The organism is Pseudomonas sp. LBUM1652, from assembly GCF_059716105.1.
Genome location: NZ_CP166804.1, coordinates 3,349,461 through 3,370,726 on the forward strand (window position 1 = coordinate 3,349,461; position 21,266 = coordinate 3,370,726).

Annotated in this window: 12 protein-coding genes; 8 read left to right on the forward strand and 4 right to left on the reverse strand. The window is 58.1% G+C overall.

Annotated features, from left to right (window positions below):
* Nucleotides 1–41 precede the first annotated feature (41 nt).
* Entirely contained in the window at nt 42–1,508 is a 1,467-nt protein-coding gene (locus ACA069_RS15120) for a hypothetical protein (RefSeq protein WP_497614071.1), read from the reverse strand.
* A gap of 551 nt (nt 1,509–2,059) precedes the next feature.
* Nucleotides 2,060–3,082: a zinc-dependent alcohol dehydrogenase family protein gene (locus tag ACA069_RS15125; RefSeq protein WP_187678982.1), complete on the reverse strand. Its 1,023-nt coding sequence runs from the start codon at nt 3,080–3,082 to the stop codon at nt 2,060–2,062.
* A 270-nt stretch (nt 3,083–3,352) separates the two neighbouring features.
* Here ACA069_RS15125 and ACA069_RS15130 point away from each other — a divergent pair, with 270 nt between their 5' ends.
* Nucleotides 3,353–4,267, forward strand: a complete 915-nt coding sequence (locus tag ACA069_RS15130) for a LysR family transcriptional regulator (protein WP_262410342.1) — start codon at nt 3,353–3,355, stop codon at nt 4,265–4,267.
* A 79-nt stretch (nt 4,268–4,346) separates the two neighbouring features.
* Here the strand turns inward: ACA069_RS15130 and ACA069_RS15135 are convergent, their stop codons facing one another.
* Nucleotides 4,347–5,522 (reverse strand): sugar transporter, encoded by a 1,176-nt coding sequence (locus ACA069_RS15135; protein ID WP_497614073.1) that lies wholly within the window; start codon nt 5,520–5,522, stop codon nt 4,347–4,349.
* A gap of 325 nt (nt 5,523–5,847) precedes the next feature.
* Here ACA069_RS15135 and ACA069_RS15140 point away from each other — a divergent pair, with 325 nt between their 5' ends.
* From ACA069_RS15140 to ACA069_RS15170, 7 genes are all read left to right on the forward strand, one after another.
* A complete protein-coding gene (locus ACA069_RS15140) occupies nt 5,848–7,587 on the forward strand; it encodes a dipeptidase (protein WP_497614075.1) in 1,740 nt (579 codons plus the stop codon).
* Between the two features lie 272 nt (nt 7,588–7,859).
* Nucleotides 7,860–9,113, forward strand: coding sequence for a multidrug efflux RND transporter periplasmic adaptor subunit MexE (mexE, locus tag ACA069_RS15145; protein ID WP_401264004.1), 1,254 nt, complete (start codon nt 7,860–7,862; stop codon nt 9,111–9,113).
* 15 nt (nt 9,114–9,128) lie between these two features.
* The gene (locus tag ACA069_RS15150) at nt 9,129–12,320 is read left to right on the forward strand and encodes an efflux RND transporter permease subunit (RefSeq protein WP_489879573.1); all 3,192 of its coding nucleotides are present in this window, start codon (nt 9,129–9,131) and stop codon (nt 12,318–12,320) included.
* A complete protein-coding gene (locus ACA069_RS15155) occupies nt 12,317–13,738 on the forward strand; it encodes an efflux transporter outer membrane subunit (protein WP_497614077.1) in 1,422 nt (473 codons plus the stop codon). Before ACA069_RS15150 ends, ACA069_RS15155 begins: the two co-directional genes overlap by 4 nt.
* 294 nt (nt 13,739–14,032) lie before the next feature.
* A complete protein-coding gene (locus ACA069_RS15160) occupies nt 14,033–15,088 on the forward strand; it encodes a tetratricopeptide repeat protein (protein ID WP_489879572.1) in 1,056 nt (351 codons plus the stop codon).
* 131 nt (nt 15,089–15,219) lie between these two features.
* On the forward strand, nt 15,220–16,722 hold the full coding sequence (locus tag ACA069_RS15165; protein WP_401263999.1) for an ATPase domain-containing protein: 1,503 nt from the start codon (nt 15,220–15,222) through the stop codon (nt 16,720–16,722).
* Complete coding sequence (locus ACA069_RS15170) at nt 16,719–18,389, forward strand: ATP-binding protein (protein ID WP_497614079.1); 1,671 nt, start codon at nt 16,719–16,721, stop codon at nt 18,387–18,389. Before ACA069_RS15165 ends, ACA069_RS15170 begins: the two co-directional genes overlap by 4 nt.
* Before the next feature lie 49 nt (nt 18,390–18,438).
* Here the strand turns inward: ACA069_RS15170 and ACA069_RS15175 are convergent, their stop codons facing one another.
* Nucleotides 18,439–20,859 (reverse strand): RHS repeat domain-containing protein, encoded by a 2,421-nt coding sequence (locus ACA069_RS15175; protein WP_497614080.1) that lies wholly within the window; start codon nt 20,857–20,859, stop codon nt 18,439–18,441.
* Nucleotides 20,860–21,266 lie beyond the last annotated feature (407 nt).

The following is a 21,266-nucleotide window of genomic DNA, read 5'->3' on the forward strand; positions in this document are numbered from 1 at the left end:
ATCCCGGGATACCGATTCATTTTCCGGTAAATAACTCACAATCAGCCTTCCGCCGACCGATCGGCTGCCGATCCGGAGCCCGCCTTGTCCAGACTTCCGTCCTGCGAGACCAAGTCGCTGGATGCGATGATGCGAATCGGCCCCATTGCGTAGAGACGGACGATCAAACTGACGGGCAATCCGCTGACGTCCGTCATCCACTTGAGTACCTGTTCCGGAGCATGCAAGCCCTGCATCGCTCGATGCAAATCTGGCAGTGCCACCAACATGCCGGGATGGCAACTGCGTAAAAACCGTTCAAGACCGGCGCCGCTGTCAATGAACGGCGCAAACAACAGGCAGGTCAGCTGAATTTCGTTCAGATCGAAGTTGGCCATCAGGCAGCTCTCTGCCTGCTGTCGCAACTGTTCAGGTTCTTGCGGATTGCCGAAACTGCATAGCAATTGTTCACACACCGGCTCAGGCACTTGCTTGCGGCGCATCGCATTCAAGCTGCTTTGAAGGTAGTCACTGATTCCAGACTCGTAAGTGCGATCCTCGATGAATTGCGCCTGCATACCTTGCAGATGCGCTGCCACCAAGGGGTCCGCGTATTCATCGTCACCCTGATAAAGCGTCAGCTCATCCGTCTGAAATCCCAGGAAGTCGCTGAGCAAGGGCCAACGCTCTTCGAGCTTGCCGACAATCATGTCATTGATGTTAATGAAGCCGGTGCGCCGGCAGGTTTCAAATTGACCTTCGGGCCGCCACGCTACACGCTCCTCCTCCGTATAAAATTCGCGGTAATAATCCCCGCCCAGACCGTCAAGCAATGGGAACAAAATCTCAAAGCCTGAACCACCGACAATCGGCCCGGCAATTGCCGCTTTCTGCACTGCGCGACTCAATCCGTCGAGAAAGTGCTTTTGACGACGCGCAGACTCACTGCCGATCATTGCATCGACGCCATTGTTCCATCGGGCGATCTGACCGTAGAACTCGGCCGTGGCCAGATAAGCGTCATCCCACAATTCGAGCACTTCACTGAAGGTTCTACGATGGCCGATCAGCAGCAGATTGACGCGGTTGGCTTCACGCCCCTCTTCGCAGATGGGTGCCTGATGATCGAAGGGCAAGACCTGGCGATGATCCACCATCAACAGTTCGACCCGAGGATCGTCATAAAGGAAGAGCGCGCTGTAGCTGCGGTGCATATTCTGCAGTGCGGTATGACTGTTGCCACTCCAGCGCAGGGTCGCCACCCGCAGTTGAAAAGTCGCGGGCGCACGCCCCGCAATACTCAGTTGCGCCGCCCGTAACAAGGCCAGCGTGTAACAGCTGTCGCGTGATCCGGACTGGTTTACCAGCACCTTGAAATGACCGATGTTCTCCATGCCGCCAGCCGCCACGACGAGTCGCTGGATCAACAACTGCAATGCCGTGCGTTCGGCGCGAGAGAAGAAACTCAGCAAACGTTGCAATACTTGCTGGTAGACATAATTCATTGCCTGATCATGGATCGTGCTCATCGGTATTTACCCGGTATCAAAAGTTTCATGCCGCGCAAACCGAAACATCAGTCGCACGACAATTCATCAATAAGTAATAGACATTCAGATGCTAACACTTACAAATCTGTAGTCACTTGAAACACTTAAGCTATAAAAAAACCGCCAAATGCAGACGTGGCGCTTCAAGCGGCTGTAATCATTGATGTTTTTCTTTTATTTTGGATTCCTAGGAAACTTCCCACAACGTCCCACGACAAATGAGTACAAGAAAAAGAGAAGCAGTTTCCGAATAAACCTACAACAATTAAACAGTAGTGGGCGCGACCAACAGAGTGGGTCGATTTATTGCGCGCAGGGCAAATTGAATGCACAGCCATGACTCATTCCTTGAGATGAAAGTAATCATTCAATTATCAGGGCTTATATTGCGATTAGAAGATACAGATCGAGAGTAAAAACCAGTTCAGTTACTGAACTGATACCCGGCACAGCACCGGGCGTTTTGTTCTTCAGGGGGGGGGGGATTAACACGCAAGAGTCCGTGGGGCCACGGACTCTGATTGCTGGCTTTACGCTGGTTCGACTTGAAGAGCGACCCGTTCGCGGCAAGGGCATTCGTCCATGTAACGATGTGCCTCGACGAACTCATTGAACGGGAACACACGGGTCTTGAGTGGCAGCAAAACACGATCAGCGGTCAACTGGTTGATGTCACGCAAGGCACGTTGCAAGGCGACGTGGTCCTGGGTGATGCCTAACTCCGGCTTACCGGTGAAGTTGCCGATGCAGTGCACGAAGAACTGGATGTTCTTCTGGAACGCTGCACACGCCGGAAACGGCGTCTGGTTGCCACCCTGCAGGCCGTAAAGAACCAGGCTGCCACGCGGCGCCAGAACATCGCCAAGCAGCGACATCTGCGGACCGCCGAGACCATCGAAAACCACGTCCACGCCACGGTTTTCGGTGATTTTGTTGATTCGCATCAACAGATCTTCCTCTTCGGTGACAATCACCTTTTCTGCACCGAGTGAGAGCAGGTATTCACGCTCTTCCGCCTCTTTGGTGGCAGCAATCACCCGCACACCCATCGCCTTGCCCAGTTGAACAAACGAAGGGCCGGCGCAATGGCTGGCGTCAGTAACCAGGGCAAATTGCCCGGGTTTGACCCGCGCCAGATCGGCGTAAGCGAAATAGGCGATCAACAGCGGTGTGTAATGCACACTGGCTTCGATCGGGCTGAGCACATCCGGATAACGGGTCAGCGCGGTACGCGGCAGTACAATCGACTCACCGTAGACCGGATAGTCGTTCGGACTCTCGGCCGGAAAACTGGCGACCTTGTCACCGACGGACAGATCTTCGACATCAGCACCAACCGCCGTAACCACGCCAGCCATTTCATGGCCAAGCCCGGAGGGCAGGCGTGCCTGGGAAGACGCCAGATTCTGACGCCACAGCGTGTCATACCAGCTGATGCCGATAGCCTCGACACGCACCTGCACTTCGCCAGGACCTGGCTGAGCGGCCGCATGCTCTTCGCATTTGAGCACCTCGGCCGGACCAAACTTGTGAAAACGGATCGTGCGGGACATCGCAAACCTCGTCAAAGTAACCTCTAATGCCCTGAACTCTATCTGGGCTTTTGACCCAAGACTATCAGTGGCTATTAATAGTCGACATGCCTGTCATTGATTCCGCAGTATGGGCGGCATTCGCAAAATCCTTGAAAAAACTGCTCACACCGTCGCAGTAAAGCTGAATTTTCCGGTGCAGAGTACCAGCCTTTCCCCGTAAGATTCATGCCGGCCATTGTTCTCATATGGTCGCCCTCGTCAAGCTTGATGACTCTGCCAGGACTCCAGATGAATCGTAATGACCTGCGTCGTGTCGACCTGAACCTGTTGATCGTATTCGAAACATTGATGCACGAACGCAGTGTGACCCGTGCCGCCGAGAAATTGTTCCTCGGTCAGCCGGCGATCAGTGCGGCGCTTTCGCGCCTGCGCGGCCTGTTCGATGATCCTTTGTTCGTCCGCACCGGCCGGAGCATGGAACCGTCCGCCCGTGCCGTGGAAATCTTCGCCCTGCTCTCGCCTGCCCTCGATTCGATTTCGACAGCGGTCAGCCGTGCGGCGGAATTCGACCCGGCGACCAGCACTTCGGTATTTCGGATCGGTTTGTCCGATGACGTTGAATTCGCGCTGCTGCCAATGCTGCTCAAACGTCTGCGGGCCGAATCGCCGGGGATTGTGCTGGTAGTGCGTCGGGTCAATTACATTCTGATGCCGGGTTTGCTGGCATCCGGCGAAATCTCCATCGGGGTCAGCTACACCACCGATTTGCCGGCCAATGCCAAGCGCAAAGTCTTGCGACGCAGTGCGCCAAAGCTGCTGCGCGCCGACACCGTGCCCGGCCCGCTGAGCCTCGACGATTACTGCGCCCGGCCGCATGCGCTGGTGTCGTTCGCTGGCGACCTCAGCGGCTTTGTTGATGAGGAACTGGAGAAACTCGGCCGCAAACGCCACGTAGTGCTAGCCGTGCCGCAGTTCAATGGTTTGAGTACATTGCTCGCGGGCACTGACATTGTCGCCACCGTGCCGGACTACACCGCTGATGCACTGACGGCTGCTGGCGGTGTTCGCGCGGAAGATCCGCCGCTGCCGACGCGTACGTTTGAACTGCACATGGCCTGGCGCGGGTCGCAGGATAACGATCCGGGTGAGCGCTGGTTGAGGTCGCGGATTCAGATGTTTTTTGGGGATCCGGACAGTCTTTGAAAAGTCTTAGCGGAGCAGAGTGGCGTTACCCGTTAACGCCACTCTGCTCAAGCGTTCATCTTATTCAAACAACCCCAGCTCAAGCAGACCGAGTAAAGCGGTAGATCGACAGGCAGTAGAACAACAGCGCCGACGCCGCCAGCATGCCGCCGACTATCCCTATGTAAGCAAACCCTAACTGGCCGCCTACCCAGCTTCCCAGCAGTGCGCCGCCGCCGATGCCGATGTTGTAGATCCCTGAAAACATCGCCATCGCCACATCGGTGGCGTCCGAAGCCAGCACCAGAACCTTCGACTGCAACGCCAGCCCAAATCCCATGATCGCCATTCCCCAGAACAGACTCAGCAGGCCCAGGTACGACACCTCACCGCTCAAAGGCAGCAACAACATCAGGCACAACGCGAGCACCACCACGGTGACGATCAGGAAGCGCTGCGGGTTATAGCTGTGCAGCCAACTGAACAGCAGCGATCCGAAAATACCTGCACCGCCGAATAACAGCAGGATGAGCGTTACTGCATCGCCACTCAAACCCGCCACTCCTTCAACGAACGGCTCGATATAGCTGTAAGCGGTGAACTGGGCAGTCACTACCATTGCCGTCAGGATGTACACCGCCACCAACGCAGGTCGTTTGAACAACAAAGGCAGGCTTCTCAGGGAGCCTGAGTTTTGACTCGGCAGCAACGGTAGAACCTTGGCTAGGCACAACACCAGCGTGGCCGCCAAACCAGCGATCACCATGAAGGTCGTGCGCCAGCCCATGGCTTCGCCCAACAACCGACCGAGGGGTATACCCAGCACCATCGCCAGCGAAGTACCGGTTGCCAGCAAACCCAAGGCTTGAACTTGCTTGCCCGGTGGCGCCAGACGCACGGCCAGCGAAGCAGTGATCGACCAGAACAGCGCATGTGCCAACGCCACACCGATACGGCTGACCAACAGGACAGCGAAGCTTGTCGCGAAACTCGACAACACGTGACTGACGATGAACATCCCAAACAGCACGATCAACAGTTTGCGCCTCTCGATGTTACGCGTGAGCAGCATGATCGGCAGCGATGTCAGCGACACCACCCACGCATAGATCGTCAGCATCAAACCGACCTGCGCCGACGACATATCGAAGCTGCTGCCGATCGAACTCAACAGGCCAACAGGCACAAACTCAGTGGTGTTGAACACAAACGCTGCCAGTGCCAACGCAATCACCGCGTACCAATTACCATTAGTTGTAGCCGTTGAATTGCTCATTGAAGGGCGTATTACTCACTCGAAAATCGCGAACGTTTATGCTTACCCGTCGGCCAAAACCTCAGGCGACCGGTAGTTCGCTGGGGACCGCACTATAAAGAAAAAGTGAATCGATCGTCGACGACCAGCGTCCGCTGCTGGCCCGAAAAGAGTTCGATGGCTGAGCCAGAACCACTTTCGTTTCTGCGTCGCTTTTGCATTTCTGTGCGACAAATCCCGTTTCAGGGCTCCCGCGATGCTCTACAGCAGTGTTAGTTTGTAAGTGTATGTGTCTCATCGTTGAGACACTCCCAACTCACTGCCCTGCAAAGGAATGCCCTTCGTAATGAATTTCCCTTTCAAAAAACTCGCCGCAGCGACCTTGATGCTGGCGGGGCTGTCAGCTTTCACCGCACCGGCTCAGGCCAATATCACTCCACAGCAAAGCGCTGAAATCCTCAAAACCTTCAAGGCCGAATCGACCACCGATTTCCGCCAGTTCCTCGGCAGCCTGGCCAAAAGCGATCTGGCCAAGACTGCTGATATCGGTCCGGCCATTGGCGCTTTCCTCGACAACAAAACGCTGACGGCTGAACAGCAGAACGAGATCTATCGCCTGCTCGGCATCTACGCACGCGTGAAATACAGCGCGGCTGCAACCGAGACTCTGCGCGAACTGGTCGAGATCCCGACTTATCGCAAGGACGGCGTTGCTCAGCACGAAAACCCGGAGTTCATCAAGATCGGCGAGAAGATCAAAAGCCTGGCTAAGTCTTTCAATCTGAATTTCCGCAACATCGACAACCGCGTCTATGAGATCTCTCTCGAAGGCACGGGCGATGAAGTGGTCGGCATTCATGCACACGCCGACGTAGTTCCGGTAACGCCGGAAAACTGGGTACTGAAGGACGGCACCCGCCTCGACCCGTTCAAGATCACCCTGATCGGTGATCGCATGTATGGCCGCGGCACCGAAGATGACAAAAACGGCATCGTGGTGACGATGTATGCAATGAAGGTAATCAAGGACGAAAAACTGCCACTGGCGCGCAATTTCAAGCTATTGGTGGACACCACTGAAGAAACCACCGGCGACGCGATCCCCTACTACTTCGAGCGCAATCCGACGCCAAACTACAACCTGGCGCTGGACGGTGGTTACCCGGTGGTGATTGCCGAGAAGGGCTACGGCACGGTCATGGCCAACTTCGCCAAACGCAAGGGCGAAGGCGAAGGTGCAGAAATCATTTCGATGACCGGAGGCCTGGCGACCAACCAGATTCCTTCCGTATCGGTCGCCACACTGCTGACCGACAAGCCTGCCGAACTGGCTGCCAGCCTGCAAAAGGCCGGCGCTGATTACGCCAAGCGCAACGGTGGCAATTTTGAAGTAGCGGCGAAGGTCGATGGCAAAGATGTCAAGTTGACGGTGACCGGTGTGTCCGCGCACTCCTCCGAACCCGAGTCCGGGGTCAATCCGGTGGCGCGAATGCTCGACTTCATCAATAGCCTTGATGGCGTAGTGGCGCTCAAGCAGAACCACATTACCGATGCTGCGCGCTACGCCGCTGACAATTGGGGCCTGGATTACCTTGGCAATAAACTGAAGGTCGGTTTCTCCGATGCCTTCATGGGGCCGCTGACCACGTCGCTGACCTACGTCGGGATGGATGAAAAGACCTTCAAGCTTGCAGTCAACCTGCGCGTTCCGAAGGGCAAATCGCCTGAGAAGCTCAAGACAGAAATCGCCGAAAAACTGGCGGTCTGGAGCCAGAAGAGCCATGTGGCCGTAGCTTTCGACTATTCGATTGCCGAGCCGATGTACCGCAATCCTGAGGGTGAGTGGGTCAAGGCGCTGCTGGCGGTTGCCACAGAAAACCTGGGCATGAAACATGAGTTCGGCACTTCCGCCGGTGCTACCTCGGTGCATGAACTGCCCAACGGTGTGCAATTCGGGCTGGCCCGGCCAGAGGTCAAGTACACCGGCCACACTGATGGTGAATTCAAGACCGTGGATCAGTTCCAGCTCGATCTGCAGATCGTGACGGAGATGATTGCGCGGATCGGTCAGTTGCCGAAACTCTGATCATGAAATTCGAACCCGCCGCATTGGCGGGTTCTTCTTTTTAATCGCCACATAATCCCCTTCTCTCAGCCTCAGCCCTGATCGTTGCAAAGCAGACAACACAGCATTGCCATCGACGAGATTGATAGCCACCTAACGAAAGGTGCATGCTAGAGGGCTCGCTCGAGTCTTATATCATTCCGAATGATAGTTACCTTTGCTTCATTCGATTCGTGCCATACCACCCCGCCGAGCATCATCCGCCCATCTTCAATACATTGGCGGATGCATCCATGGAACAGTCACTCAAACATTTGCGCTTCCCGTTGGCCATGTTGGCCGTACTGGTGATGAGCGCCTGCGGCAAGACTCCGGAGACTGCCGCCACCCTGCCCGCTGCCAAAGTCAGCGTGGCCAAAGTGCTGGAACAACCGGTCAACGAGTGGGACGAATTCACCGGGCGCCTTGAAGCGCCGGAAACCGTTGAAATCCGTCCACGGGTCTCCGGCCAGATCGACGATGTCGCTTTCACTGAAGGCGCACTGGTCAAGAAAGGCGACCTGCTGTTCCAGATAGACCCCCGCCCGTTCCAGGCTGAAGTTCGCCGCCTCGAAGCCCTGGTTGCCCAGTCCCGTGCCAACGCCACCCGCAGTGAAAACGAAGCCGGACGCGGTGAACGTCTGCGCGCCAGCAACGCCATCTCCGCTGAACTGGCCGACTCGCGCACCAGCGCTGCACAAGAAGCCCGCGCCGCCGTCGGTGCACTGCAAGCGCAACTGGATCTGGCCAAACTGAACCTGAGCTTTACCCGCGTCACTTCGCCGATCAGCGGCCGCGTCAGCCGTGCCGAAATCACCGCCGGCAACCTGGTGACCGCCGACACTACTCCGCTGACCAGCGTTGTTTCCACCGACAAGGTCTACGCCTACTTCGACGCCGACGAACGTGTGTTCCTCAAATACACCCAACTCGCCCGTAAGGGTCAGCGCGGTGCCACTACACCGGTGTACATGGGTCTGTCGAATGAAGACGGCAACCCGCACCTGGGCCAGATGAACTTCGTCGACAACCAGGTCAATCCGAAAACCGGCACCATCCGTGGCCGCGCGGTGTTCGACAACAGCGACGGCAACTACACCCCTGGCCTGTATGCACGCCTGAAACTGGTCGGCAGCGGCACCTACAACGCCATGTTGATCAACGACGAAGCCGTCGGTACCGATCTGGGCAAGAAGTTCGTGCTGGTAATGGATGCGGACAACAAAACCGCCTACCGCCCAGTTGAACTCGGTCCGAAGATCGAAGGCCTGCGCATCGTCCGTACCGGCCTGAACAAGGACGACACGATCATCGTCAAGGGTCTGCAACGGGTTCGTCCTGGCTCACCGGTTACCCCTGAAGTGGTGCCGATGGCCAGCGAGCAAACCCTCGCGGCACTCGCTCAACAACGTCAAGCGCTGGAAGCCAGCAACCTGCCAAAAGTCGCCCCTGCCAAAGGCGCGTCCGGTTCGGTTGTGAAGCTGGCTGCTACGAACCCACGCGGTTAAGGGACGATAACTCCGATGAATTTTTCCCAATTCTTCATTTCACGGCCGATCTTCGCAGCGGTGTTGTCGCTGTTGATCCTGATCGCCGGTGCGATCTCGCTGTTCCAGTTGCCGATCAGCGAATACCCGGAAGTCGTGCCGCCAACCGTGGTAGTACGTGCCAACTTCCCGGGCGCCAACCCCAAAGTCATCGGTGAGACCGTGGCCGCTCCGCTGGAGCAAGCCATCACCGGTGTCGAAAACATGCTGTACATGTCCTCGCAGTCCACTGCTGACGGCAAGATCACGCTGACCATCACCTTCGCCCTGGGCACTGACCTGGACAATGCGCAGGTGCAGGTGCAAAACCGCGTGACCCGTACCGAACCGAAGCTTCCCGAAGAAGTGACGCGCATCGGTATCACCGTCGACAAGGCATCACCCGACCTGACCATGGTTGTGCACTTGACCTCGCCGGACAAGCGCTACGACATGCTCTACCTGTCCAACTACGCAATCCTGAACATCAAGGATGAGCTCGCGCGTCTGGGCGGTGTCGGTGATGTGCAGTTGTTCGGCATGGGCGATTACTCGCTACGTGTGTGGCTCGATCCGAACAAGACCGCTTCGCGTAACCTGACTGCGACCGATGTAGTCACCGCAATTCGCGAACAGAACCGTCAGGTGGCTGCCGGCCAACTGGGCGCGCCCCCTGCCCCGACTGCGCAAAGCTTCCAGCTGTCGGTCAACACTCAGGGCCGTCTGGTAACTGAGGAAGAGTTCGAGAACATCATCATTCGCGCAGGCGACAACGGTGAAATCACTCGGCTCAAAGACATTGCTCGCGTCGAACTGGGCTCCAGCCAATACGCCCTGCGTTCGTTGCTGAACAACCAACCAGCCGTGGCCATCCCGATCTTCCAGCGTCCAGGCTCCAACGCCATCGATATCTCGAACGACGTTCGGGCGAAGATGGACGAGTTGAAGAAAGGTTTCCCGCAGGGCATGGATTACAGCATCGTTTATGACCCGACGATCTTCGTGCGCGGCTCGATCGAAGCGGTGGTTCATACGCTCTTCGAAGCGCTGATCCTCGTGGTGCTGGTGGTGATTCTGTTCCTGCAAACATGGCGCGCCTCGATCATTCCGTTGGTGGCGGTGCCGGTATCGTTGATCGGTACGTTTGCGGTGATGCACCTGTTTGGTTTCTCGCTCAACGCGCTGTCACTGTTCGGCCTGGTACTGGCCATCGGTATCGTGGTGGACGATGCCATCGTGGTGGTAGAGAACGTCGAACGGAACATCGAACTTGGCTTGACCCCGGTAGAAGCCACAAAACGCGCCATGCGTGAGGTGACCGGCCCGATCATTGCGACGGCACTGGTGCTATGTGCGGTGTTTGTTCCGGCGGCTTTCATCTCCGGCCTCACAGGTCAGTTCTATAAGCAGTTCGCTTTGACCATTGCCATTTCGACAGTGATCTCGGCATTCAACTCGCTGACCCTGTCGCCAGCGCTGGCCGCTGTGTTGCTGAAAAGTCACGACGCGCCGAAAGACCGCTTCTCCAAGGTTCTCGACAAGATCTTCGGTGGCTGGTTGTTCCGTCCGTTCAACCGTTTCTTCGACCGTGCCAGCCATGGCTACGTCGGCACCGTGCGCCGGGTTATCCGCGGCAGCGGCATCGCCCTGTTGCTGTACGCAGGCCTGATGGTGCTGACCTTCTTCGGTTTCTCCAGCACCCCGACCGGATTCGTACCTGGCCAGGACAAACAATACCTGGTGGCCTTCGCACAGTTGCCGGACGCCTCGAGCCTGGATCGCACCGAAGACGTGATCAAGCGCATGTCCGACCTGGCGCTGAAACAGCCAGGCGTGGAAAGCGCAGTAGCTTTCCCGGGTCTGTCGATCAACGGTTTCACCAACAGCCCGAACGCCGGCATCGTGTTCGTCACCCTGAAACCGTTCGACGAGCGTAAAGATCCGAGCATGTCCGCCGGTGCGATTGCCGGTGCCTTGAACGGCCAGTACGCGAACATTCAAGAGGCGTACATGGCGATCTTCCCGCCACCGCCGGTACAAGGTCTGGGCACCATTGGTGGTTTCCGCCTGCAAATCGAAGACCGGGGCAACCTGGGCTACGACGAGCTGTACAAAGAAACCATGAACATCATCAACAAGAGTCACAGCGTGCCGGAACTGGCAGGCCTGTTCACCAGTTATACCGTGAACGTGCCGCAGGTCGATGCAGCCATCGACCGTGAAAAAGCCAAGACCCATGGCGTTGCGGTCAGCGACATCTTCGACACCCTGCAGATCTATCTGGGTTCGCTGTATGCCAACGACTTCAACCGTTTCGGCCGCACTTATCAGGTCAACGTCCAGGCCGAGCAACAGTTCCGCCTCGAATCCGATCAGATCGGTCAACTTAAAGTGCGCAACAACAAAGGTGAAATGATCCCGCTGGCGACCTTCATCAAGGTCAGCGACACCTCGGGGCCGGATCGCGTGATGCACTACAACGGCTTCATCACCGCGGAAATCAACGGTGCGGCAGCCCCCGGCTACAGCTCCGGCCAGGCGGAAAAAGCCATCGAGAAACTGCTCAAGGATGAACTTCCGAACGGCATGACCTACGAATGGACCGACCTGACCTACCAGCAGATTCTGTCCGGCAACACCGCGCTGTTCGTGTTCCCGCTCTGCGTACTGCTGGCGTTCCTGGTACTTGCTGCTCAGTACGAAAGCTGGAGCCTGCCACTGGCGGTGATCCTGATCGTACCGATGACCCTGCTGTCGGCCATCACCGGTGTGATCATCTCTGGCGGTGACAACAACATCTTCACCCAGATCGGTTTGATCGTACTGGTGGGACTTGCGTGTAAGAACGCGATTCTGATCGTCGAATTTGCCAAGGATAAACAGGAAGAAGGCCTCGACCCGCTCGCTGCGGTACTGGAAGCCTGCCGTCTGCGTCTGCGGCCGATCCTGATGACTTCCTTCGCGTTCATCATGGGTGTGGTGCCGCTCGTGCTCTCCAGTGGTGCCGGTGCCGAGATGCGTCACGCCATGGGTGTGGCGGTGTTCTCCGGGATGCTCGGGGTGACCTTCTTCGGTCTGTTGCTGACACCCGTGTTCTACGTATTGATCCGTAACTTTGTCGAACGCAGCGAGCAGCGCAAAGCGGCCAAGGCGAACAATCTTCAAAAGCAACCGGAGGCGCAACAATGAGTCTGAAAGTCTTCCTGCCGAGTCTGCTGGTGCTGGCCCTCAGCGCCTGCGCCGTCGGCCCCGACTACAAGACCCCGGCGACGGAGGCGGCCAACATCACGACCGCCACCGACGGCGCCAACGGTCAGAAGAACTTTGACCGTTCGAAGTTCGAAGGCATCTGGTGGCAGCAGTTCGACGATCCGACCCTCAACCAGTTGGTGACGCAATCGCTGCAAGGCAACCGTGAACTGCGCGTGGCCTTCGCTCGCTGGAAAGCTGCCCGGGCGATCCGCGACGACGCCAGCAACGACGCCATGCCGACCATCACCAGCCGCGCCTCCAGCGATCTGGCCAAGGGACAAATCCCCGGCCAGACCACCAATCGGGTCAACAGCGAACGCTATGACCTGGGTCTGGACATGGCCTGGGAGCTGGACTTGTTCGGTCGTATCCAGCGCAATCTGGAAGCCAGCGATGCCGACCAGCAGGCCGCCGAAGCCGACTTGTATCAACTGCAAGTCACCATGATTGCCGAACTGGTGGACGCTTACGGTCAACTGCGTGGCGCGCAACTGCGGGAAAAGATCGCCGTGGCCAACCTGAACAACCAGCAGGAGTCGCGCAAGATCACCATCAGCCTGCGTGACGCTGGTGTTGGCGATCAGCTCGATGTGGAACGTGCCGATGCGCGCCTGGCGTCGGTCGAAGCCAGTGTGCCGCAACTCCAGGCGGAACAGGTTCGCCAGAAAAACCGCATCGCCACTCTGCTGGGTGAACGCCCGGACAAGCTCACAGTGGACTTGAGCCCTAAAGACTTGCCGGCGATTGCCAAGGCATTGCCGATTGGCAACCCGGGCGAGCTGCTGCAACGTCGTCCGGACATCCTCAGCGCTGAACGCCAACTGGCCTCGGCCACGGCGCGCATTGGCGTGGCAAAAGCTGACCTGTTCCCACGGGTGAGCCTCAGCGGTTTCCTGGGCTGGACGGCCGGGCGCGGTTCGCAGATCGGTTCCTCGGCGGCCAACGCCTGGGCACTGGGCCCGAGCATCACCTGGGCAGCATTCGACCTTGGCAGTGTGCGGGCCCGTTTGCGCGGTGCCGACGCGGATGCTGAAGGCGCGCTGGCGACCTACGAGCAACAAGTGTTGTTGGCACTGGAAGAGTCGGAAAACGCCTTCAGCGACTACGGCAAACGGCAGCAGCGCCTGATCTCGCTGATCCGCCAGAGTGAATCGAGCCGAAAGGCTGCCGATCTCGCGGAGATCCGCTATCGCGAAGGCACCACTGACTTCCTTGTGCTGCTCGATGCGCAGCGTGAACGTCTGAATGCCGAAGACAGCCAGGCCAAGGCCGAAGTCGATCTGTACCGCGGCATTGTCGCGATCTACAAAGCCCTTGGCGGTGGCTGGCAACCAGAGACGGTCGCCAGTAAGTAACAGTTGTTAAAGAGCTCCTTTGGTTGGCCGCAACCAACCAATTTTTTTGCCCCGCGTATCATTCGGTCGCGGGGCTTTTTTTGCCTGATCCTTTTTGCTTTCAAGCACATTGACAGTGGATGTTGTGCCCGCCTGCAAGCGACACCTGCAAGCGTAGACACTGCATCGAGAATTTGACGGCCAACGGAGTCGACAGAACTTGTAGGCCGATTCGCTCGCGCGGGGTTTGACTCACAGCCCGAGCTGACCGAAGCTTGCCCCTCTGCTCAAGTACGCCAGTTTTCGGAAACCTGCATGCCTCAGTCCCGCCGCTACCTGCTTATCAGCCTTGGCCTTGTGCTTGTTGTCGTCGTCGCATGGCTGTCCCTGCGCAGCGCCGCCCCAGTCATTCCGGACGCGATCAAGCATGGCTATAGCGAAGCGCTGGGTGCCGCCCGCACCGGTGAGCCCGGCGCGGCGCGCCAGTTGTATCAGCAATTGGGGCGGCCGGATTTGTCGGTCAAGCGGCGCGTCTGGCTGCATGGCGAACTGGCTAACTACCCCAGTCCACAGGCGCTGAAACTCGCCGACGCGGACTTGCAGAACGAAGCACCCCAAGTGCGGCTGGCAGCGATCAAAAGTGTGGTTGGACTGGTGCCGGGCGGGCAACGCAGCCTGTTGCTGGGGCCGATGCTCGATGATGAAGATCAAACGGTTCGCTTTGCCGCGATCAACGCTTTGCTCGGCCTGACCCCGGATGAGCTGGGCCTGTATTTCGCCCCGCTGCAGCAGGCCATCGATGGCTGGGAAGAAGCGCTCAAAGGAGAACCGGAAAGCGCCGCGGCTTACGCGCAACTGGCGCGACTTTATATCCATAACTCCGAACTGAAACAGGCGCAGCTTGCACTCGACAATACGCTTCGTCTGGAGCCCGGCAACCTTGCGGCCCTGGTGATGCAGATCGATGTGCTCGACCGCCAGGGCCAGAGCGACGCCGCCCGGCAGTTGCTCGCCCAACAGCTTAAAGCCCAACCTGACTCCGCTTATCTGCAACATGCCCTCGGCCTGTGGCTGCTGCACCACGGTCAACGTGAGTACGCCCTTCTCGGCTTGTCCAAGGCGGTCGAGCTGGAACCTGACAACAAGGATTACCGCTACGACCTCGCTACCACTCTGCACAGTGCGGAGGAGCTGGAAGCGGCACAGAACCAGCTACAGGAAATCGTCCAGCGCCACCCGGCCGACCGCAAGGCGCGGGTTCTGCTGATCAACTACTGGAAAGAAAGTGGCCAGTTGCAAAACGTGCAGATCCTGTTGGCCCAACTCGAGCAGCTCAATCCGGATGACCCTGCTTTGCAGCAAGGGCTTTAAGCGCTGTCGGCAGCCTTCCTGACACATTGTGGGAGAAAAAGCGGAACCGCCATCAACGCGTGGGGTCAAGTAATTCAGGTCGCCGAACTCAGTCGGCGGCCTCGACCCCTGTAGTCATGAGAGGGCATTTTTTGTCTACATCTAACGAGTTGATCAGTGCGAAAGCCGCCACCGGCATTGTGGGCCTGGATGACATCCTCGCCGGTGGTTTGTCTCGCGGTCATGTGTTTTTGCTGGAGGGCGAGCCCGGTACCGGCAAAACCACAGTCGCCTTGCATTTTCTTATGGCCGGCGCAAAAGCCGGCGAACGCTCGTTATACATCACGCTCTCGGAAACCGAGCGTGAATTGCGCCAAGGGGCGCTGTCCCACGGCTGGGATCTGAATGAAAACATCGAAATCTTCGAGCTGACGCCGCCGGAAAGCCTGCTCAATGCCGAACACCAGCAGAGCCTGCTGTACTCCTCCGATCTGGAATTGGGTGAGGCGACGAAACAGATTTTCGAAGTGGTCGAGCGCTTCAAGCCGACCCGCGTAGTGCTCGACAGCCTGTCGGAGATTCGTTTGCTGGCGCAAAGCTCTTTGCGATATCGCCGGCAGATTCTGGCGATCAAGCACTACTTCGTGCGTTACGACGCCACGGTTCTACTGCTAGATGACCTGACCACCGAGTCCCTCGATAAAACCGTGCACAGTGTGGCCCACGGCGTGATCCGCCTTGAGGAGCTGACGCCTAATTACGGCGCCGAGCGGCGGCGGATCCGCGTGATCAAGTATCGCGGGCAGAAGTACCGCGGCGGTTTTCACGACTTCACCATCATGGGGGACGGCGTACATGTGTTCCCGCGTCTGGTGGCGGCCGAACACCGTGGTAATTACCCGCGTTTGCAGTTGACCAGTGGCATTCCAGAAATGGACGCCTTGCTCGGCGGCGGCGTAGAAACCGGTTCCAGCACACTGATTCTTGGTCCGGCAGGTACCGGCAAGTCGCTGATCACGATGATCTTTGCGGCGGCAGCGGTCGCTCGCGGTGAAAAAGCGGCACTGTTTATCTTCGATGAAGAACTCGGCCTGCTGTTCGAGCGCATGAACAATATCGGCATTGATCTCGAAGCCCTGCAAGCCACCGGCAATCTGCTGATCGAGCAGGTGGATGCCGCTGAGCTGTCACCGGGCGAGTTCTCTCACCGGGTGCGCCGATGCGTCGATGAAGGCCAGATCAAGACGGTGGTCATCGACAGTATCAACGGCTACCAGGCGGCAATGCCTGAAGAGAACGCCCTCGTGCTCCATATGCACGAACTGCTGCTGTACCTCAATCGCAAAGGCGCCGCGACCTTTATGACCGTTGCCCAGCATGGTCTGGTCGGCGACATGCAGGCACCGGTCGACATCACTTATCTGGCCGACACGGTGATTCTGTTGCGATACTTCGAAGCCCTCGGCAAAGTCCGCCGCGCGATTTCCATCATCAAGAAACGCACCGGCAGCCACGAATCGACGATTCGCGAATACCGCATTTCTACGCAGGGCATGACCATCGGTGAGCCGCTGGAAGCATTCCAGGGCGTGCTGCGCGGCGTACCGACCTACCTCGGCGCGAGCAATCCACTGCTTCGGGAAGAGGCTTCGTGACGGTTTCGGTAACACTGGCCGAACGGGCGTTGATTCTGGCGCCTGTGGGTCGCGACAGCCAAATTGCGCTGATGATCCTCAACGAGGCCGGTTACGAAGGGCTGGTGACGCCGAATCTCGGTTCGCTGTGCACTGAGCTGGAGCCCGGCGCCGGTCTTCTGTTGATCGCCGCAGAAGCGTTGCGCGGGCCGGAAATGGAAGCCTTGTTCCTTTACCTGGAACAGCAACCGGCATGGTCGGATCTCCCCATTGTTCTGCTCACCCATCACGGTGGACAAGAGCAAGGCCCCTCCTCGCACCTGAGCAGCCTGTTAGGCAACGTGACGTTCCTCGAGCGCCCGTTTCATCCCGCGACGCTGATCAGCCTGGTGTCTGCCGCCCTGCGCGGCCGACGACGACAGTACGAAGCCCGCGACCGTCTGATCGATCTGAGTGAAAGCGAACGACGTCTGCAATCGACATTGGAAACCCTTGAGCAACAGGTCGAGGAACGCACCGCGCAACTGCGCCACAACGAAGAAGCGTTGCGTCAGTCGCAGAAGATGGAAGCCGTCGGCCAGCTCACTGGCGGTATCGCTCACGACTTCAACAACATGCTGACCGGCATTATAGGCAGCCTCGAATTGCTGCGCCGGCGCCTGGCCCGTGGGCGCACCGAAGACCTAGACAGTCTGATCGATCTGGGCGTGACGTCCGCCAATCGCGCGGCCGGCCTGACCCATCGTCTGTTGGCGTTTTCCCGTCGCCAGTCGCTCGATTCCAAGGCGGTGCAGATGAACACCCTCGTCCTGTCCATGGGCGAGCTGTTGCAGCGCAGCCTCAACGAAAGCATTCAGTTGGACATGCGTCTGAACGAAAAACTGTGGGTGGCCGAGGCGGACCCCAATCAACTGGAAAGCGCCCTGCTCAATCTGGTCATCAATGCCCGCGACGCCATGCCCGAAGGCGGCAAACTAGTGGTCGAGACCAGCAACCAGGTGTTGCACAGTGAGTTCACCGAGGCTTACAGCAATCTCGAACCCGGTGACTACGTCATGTTGAGTGTCACCGACAACGGTAGCGGCATGCCGCAGAGCGTGATCAACCGCGCGTTCGACCCGTTTTTCACCACCAAGCCGATTGGTCAGGGCACCGGTCTGGGCCTGTCGATGATCTACGGTTTCAGCAAGCAATCACGCGGTCATGTCTCAATCGACAGCGAAATCGATCAGGGCACAACGGTCAACCTTTACCTGCCGCGTTTTCGTGGTGAAGAACTGGAGCAGCCTGCTCGCGACATCCTGCAAACCCCGCACGCGATGGATGGCGAGACCGTGCTGATCGTCGAAGACGATCCGGCCGTACGTGTGCTGGTCAGTGCGGTACTCAGTGAGTTGGGGTATGCGTTCGTGGAGGCCGGGGATGCCGACGGCGCCGTGCCTATTCTCAACTCCGCGCAGCGCATCGATCTGCTGATCAGTGACGTCGGGCTGCCGGGCATGAACGGCCGCCAACTGGCGGAAATCGGGCGGCAATACCGGCCGGGGCTCAAGGTCTTGTTCATCACTGGATACGCCGAGCATGCGGCGGTACGTGGCGGATTCCTCGACTCGGGGATGCAGATGATCACCAAACCGTTCACTTTCGATCTGCTCACCGCCAAGGTGCGGGAGATGATCCGGGGGTGATCGGTTGTATTTCTTTGGCGAACATCAAGTGGAGATGGCGTTCACTTCATTAAACGGCGCCATAACTTTGAATCGCTTTATCAGCAAGCGCCGGGCGATTCGTCGTCATCATTTTCTGAAGACCGGACTTTATGTCTCGTTTGTAGGCATTTCGTACTGTCTGAAACCCGGAATTCACAACGAAATTTACGACTTGCTGCCCCCCATCGCCAATCACTGCGGCCACGGCATCGGACTGCAGCCCCTGCGCCACCAGTCGAGGCACTGCGCTAAAAGCATCGCGGCCGGCCACATTGCTGAGCTGTTTTACAACCGAGAACTGCGATACGTCTCGAGACTCCTGGTATGGCGCCTCCTCCGGAAAAAAACTGCGGGCAAAACTCATATTCATGGCAACCACTCCTTTGGTCGCTGCGGGGTACAGCACCTCTTGGGCAAGGCTTAACGCCAAGGATGGAGCAGGATCAAACAGATTGTACTTGAGGATTTGCGAGGCCCCTTTTGTCAACACCGTGGTGCCAATTTCAGCATTAATGCCTGCTCTTGGGGGCGCCCCTGCCCATTCATTGTTCGGCCAGCTTGATTCAAATTGAGAAAAGAACTCAAAGCCGACGTTATCGCCCAATGAGCTGATCTGATCGATTGCCGCCAGATTCAAACCCGGGCTGAAAAAGTGTTCAACCGCAACAGGAGCAGCGGTTAACAGAGCGCCAGCGAAGGCTCCCGCCGAACGTTCAGCATAACGCCGCACGTTACCGATATCCTCAGCCTGATTCTGAGCGACCCACGCCGCTCCCGTGATAGCACCGTTGATCGCTGCCGAGGCCCCTCCTGCTGCCGTCAGCCCCCAACTCGCCGGACTCGAGACTTTCATGACATAGCCCACGGCGGCTGCGGGCAGTTTTGCCGCAAAGTCAAACACTCCGGCCCACATCATTGCCTTGGCCGTCTCCCATCGAGACAAACCCTGCAAATCGACATACCCCACCGGGTTACCACCGACCATACCGTACAGATTCAACCCGTCGTGGGTGCCTCCCGGATCGGCGCTCAACCATCGTTGACGCCACGGCATGTAGTAACGAAAACCGTAATGGTACAAACCTGTCGCATCGCGCTCCTGCCCTGAATAACGCAACGTCCGGTAACCCGCCTCGACCTTGTCGCGCCCCGCCCACCACGCCGTTCCACCATAGGCGTAGTAGCTTTCCTGGCTGATCAACCGGGCATCGGCGTCAAGCTCCAGGCTGCTGGAGCCCAGGTGATCGGTCAGGATGTACCGGTGTTGCTCCTCGGCGATGTGCGCGGGCCGACCCTTTTCCCACTGCAGGATCTGCACGGTGCAGCGGCCCGCCTGAATACTGATGACGTGCAGGACCTCTTCAGGCGTGGTACGGATTTCAAGCCCGGGCAGGTAGCGGGTTTCGTGGGTGCGGGTCAGTCCGGAGCTTTGGGCCGTGCGGACTTTTCGCAGGCGTTGACCGGCACTGTCGTAGACGTAGCGCTCACTGTCGTTGGGCCCATCTTCACGAATCACCTGATCAACCTGGCGTAATTGATTGCGCGGGTCCCAAAACAGATTCTGGCCTTCTTGCAGCAGGTTGAGATTGCCGGTGACGTCGTATCGCCTGGCGATCTCACCCTCGTCCGGCCTTTCACCTGCGGCGGTGTACGGCAAACTGCGATTGCTAGTCGCTGCCATAGCCGTGCGTTCGCAGCGCGAACCAAGGCCGGCGACGTGGTTCAAGGTATGCAAGTTGCCACCGCAGTCGTATTCAAACGTCTGCCGGTAATTTTCCAGTTGAGCCGAATCCGGCGGCGACATGAACTCCGGCAACGGTGGCCCGCCCGGCGCGCAGATCCGCTGACGGCCAAAGGCTTCGATCAATCGGCCAAGCGTGTCGTAACGATAGGTGTTTAGAGGGGCGACCCGTTGGTTGCGGAAGTAGCGAATCGGCTGGGCACTGTCAGTGATGCTGATCAGATTGCCCACCGGATCGTAGGCATACGCCAGACCCTGCAACGGCGGCCCCCCTTCAACTTGCGCGAGTAAGGTGCTCAGTCGCCCGTTCGCGGGATCGAAGGCGCTGCGCGTGACGACACCGTTACCGGCGGTTTGCTGTTCTATCTGGCCAGAAGCGTTGCAGTGAATATCGCTGACCAGTGGGGTGTAAGTGTCAGTGCTGACTGACTTGAGGAAGATCCCGGACAATTCGCCGGCCAGCGTCTGGCGCAGCAATTGTTCATTGCGCAGTGCATCAACGTGATGTATCAGATCGCCTGAGGCGTTGTATCCCATGCGGGTCACGGCACTTTCACTCTCCAGCAAAGCGTCACGTTCGGTCTGATCCTGTGGCCAGTCTGATTCGTTCAGCGCCTTGAGAAATCGCCGGGCTTGTTCGATGGAAGCACCGCTCAGACTGAATTCACTGAGGTACGCCGACCCCGCCGTGTCGTCGTGACGAATCAATTGTCCGCAGCGGTTATGCCGGGCTGATTCGGCGCTGGCATCGCCGTAGCAAAGGCATTCACTGCGCCGCTCCAGTTCACCGGCCTCAAGGTCGAAAACAAACACCGGCCGCAGGCAGGCATCGTATTGCACACGGCGCCGATTGAGTTTTTGATCCCAGCTTTCAAGCGGCTGGCCAGACGCCCCCGTCAAACTCAAACGCCAACCGGCATCCACGTTGACCGACAGCAACGATGTCCCGGGCAGGCTGGTAATGGTGGTCTGATTGGCGGGGGTTGAGTCGTCTGTCTGAAAGAGCGCAAACAGGCGCGGGTCACGCGTGTGGCTGGCGCGACACTGAAGGTCATGCACCGTTTGCGAGACGTGTACTTGAAGATCGTCTATGCCCGACGACCGACAATACGCGA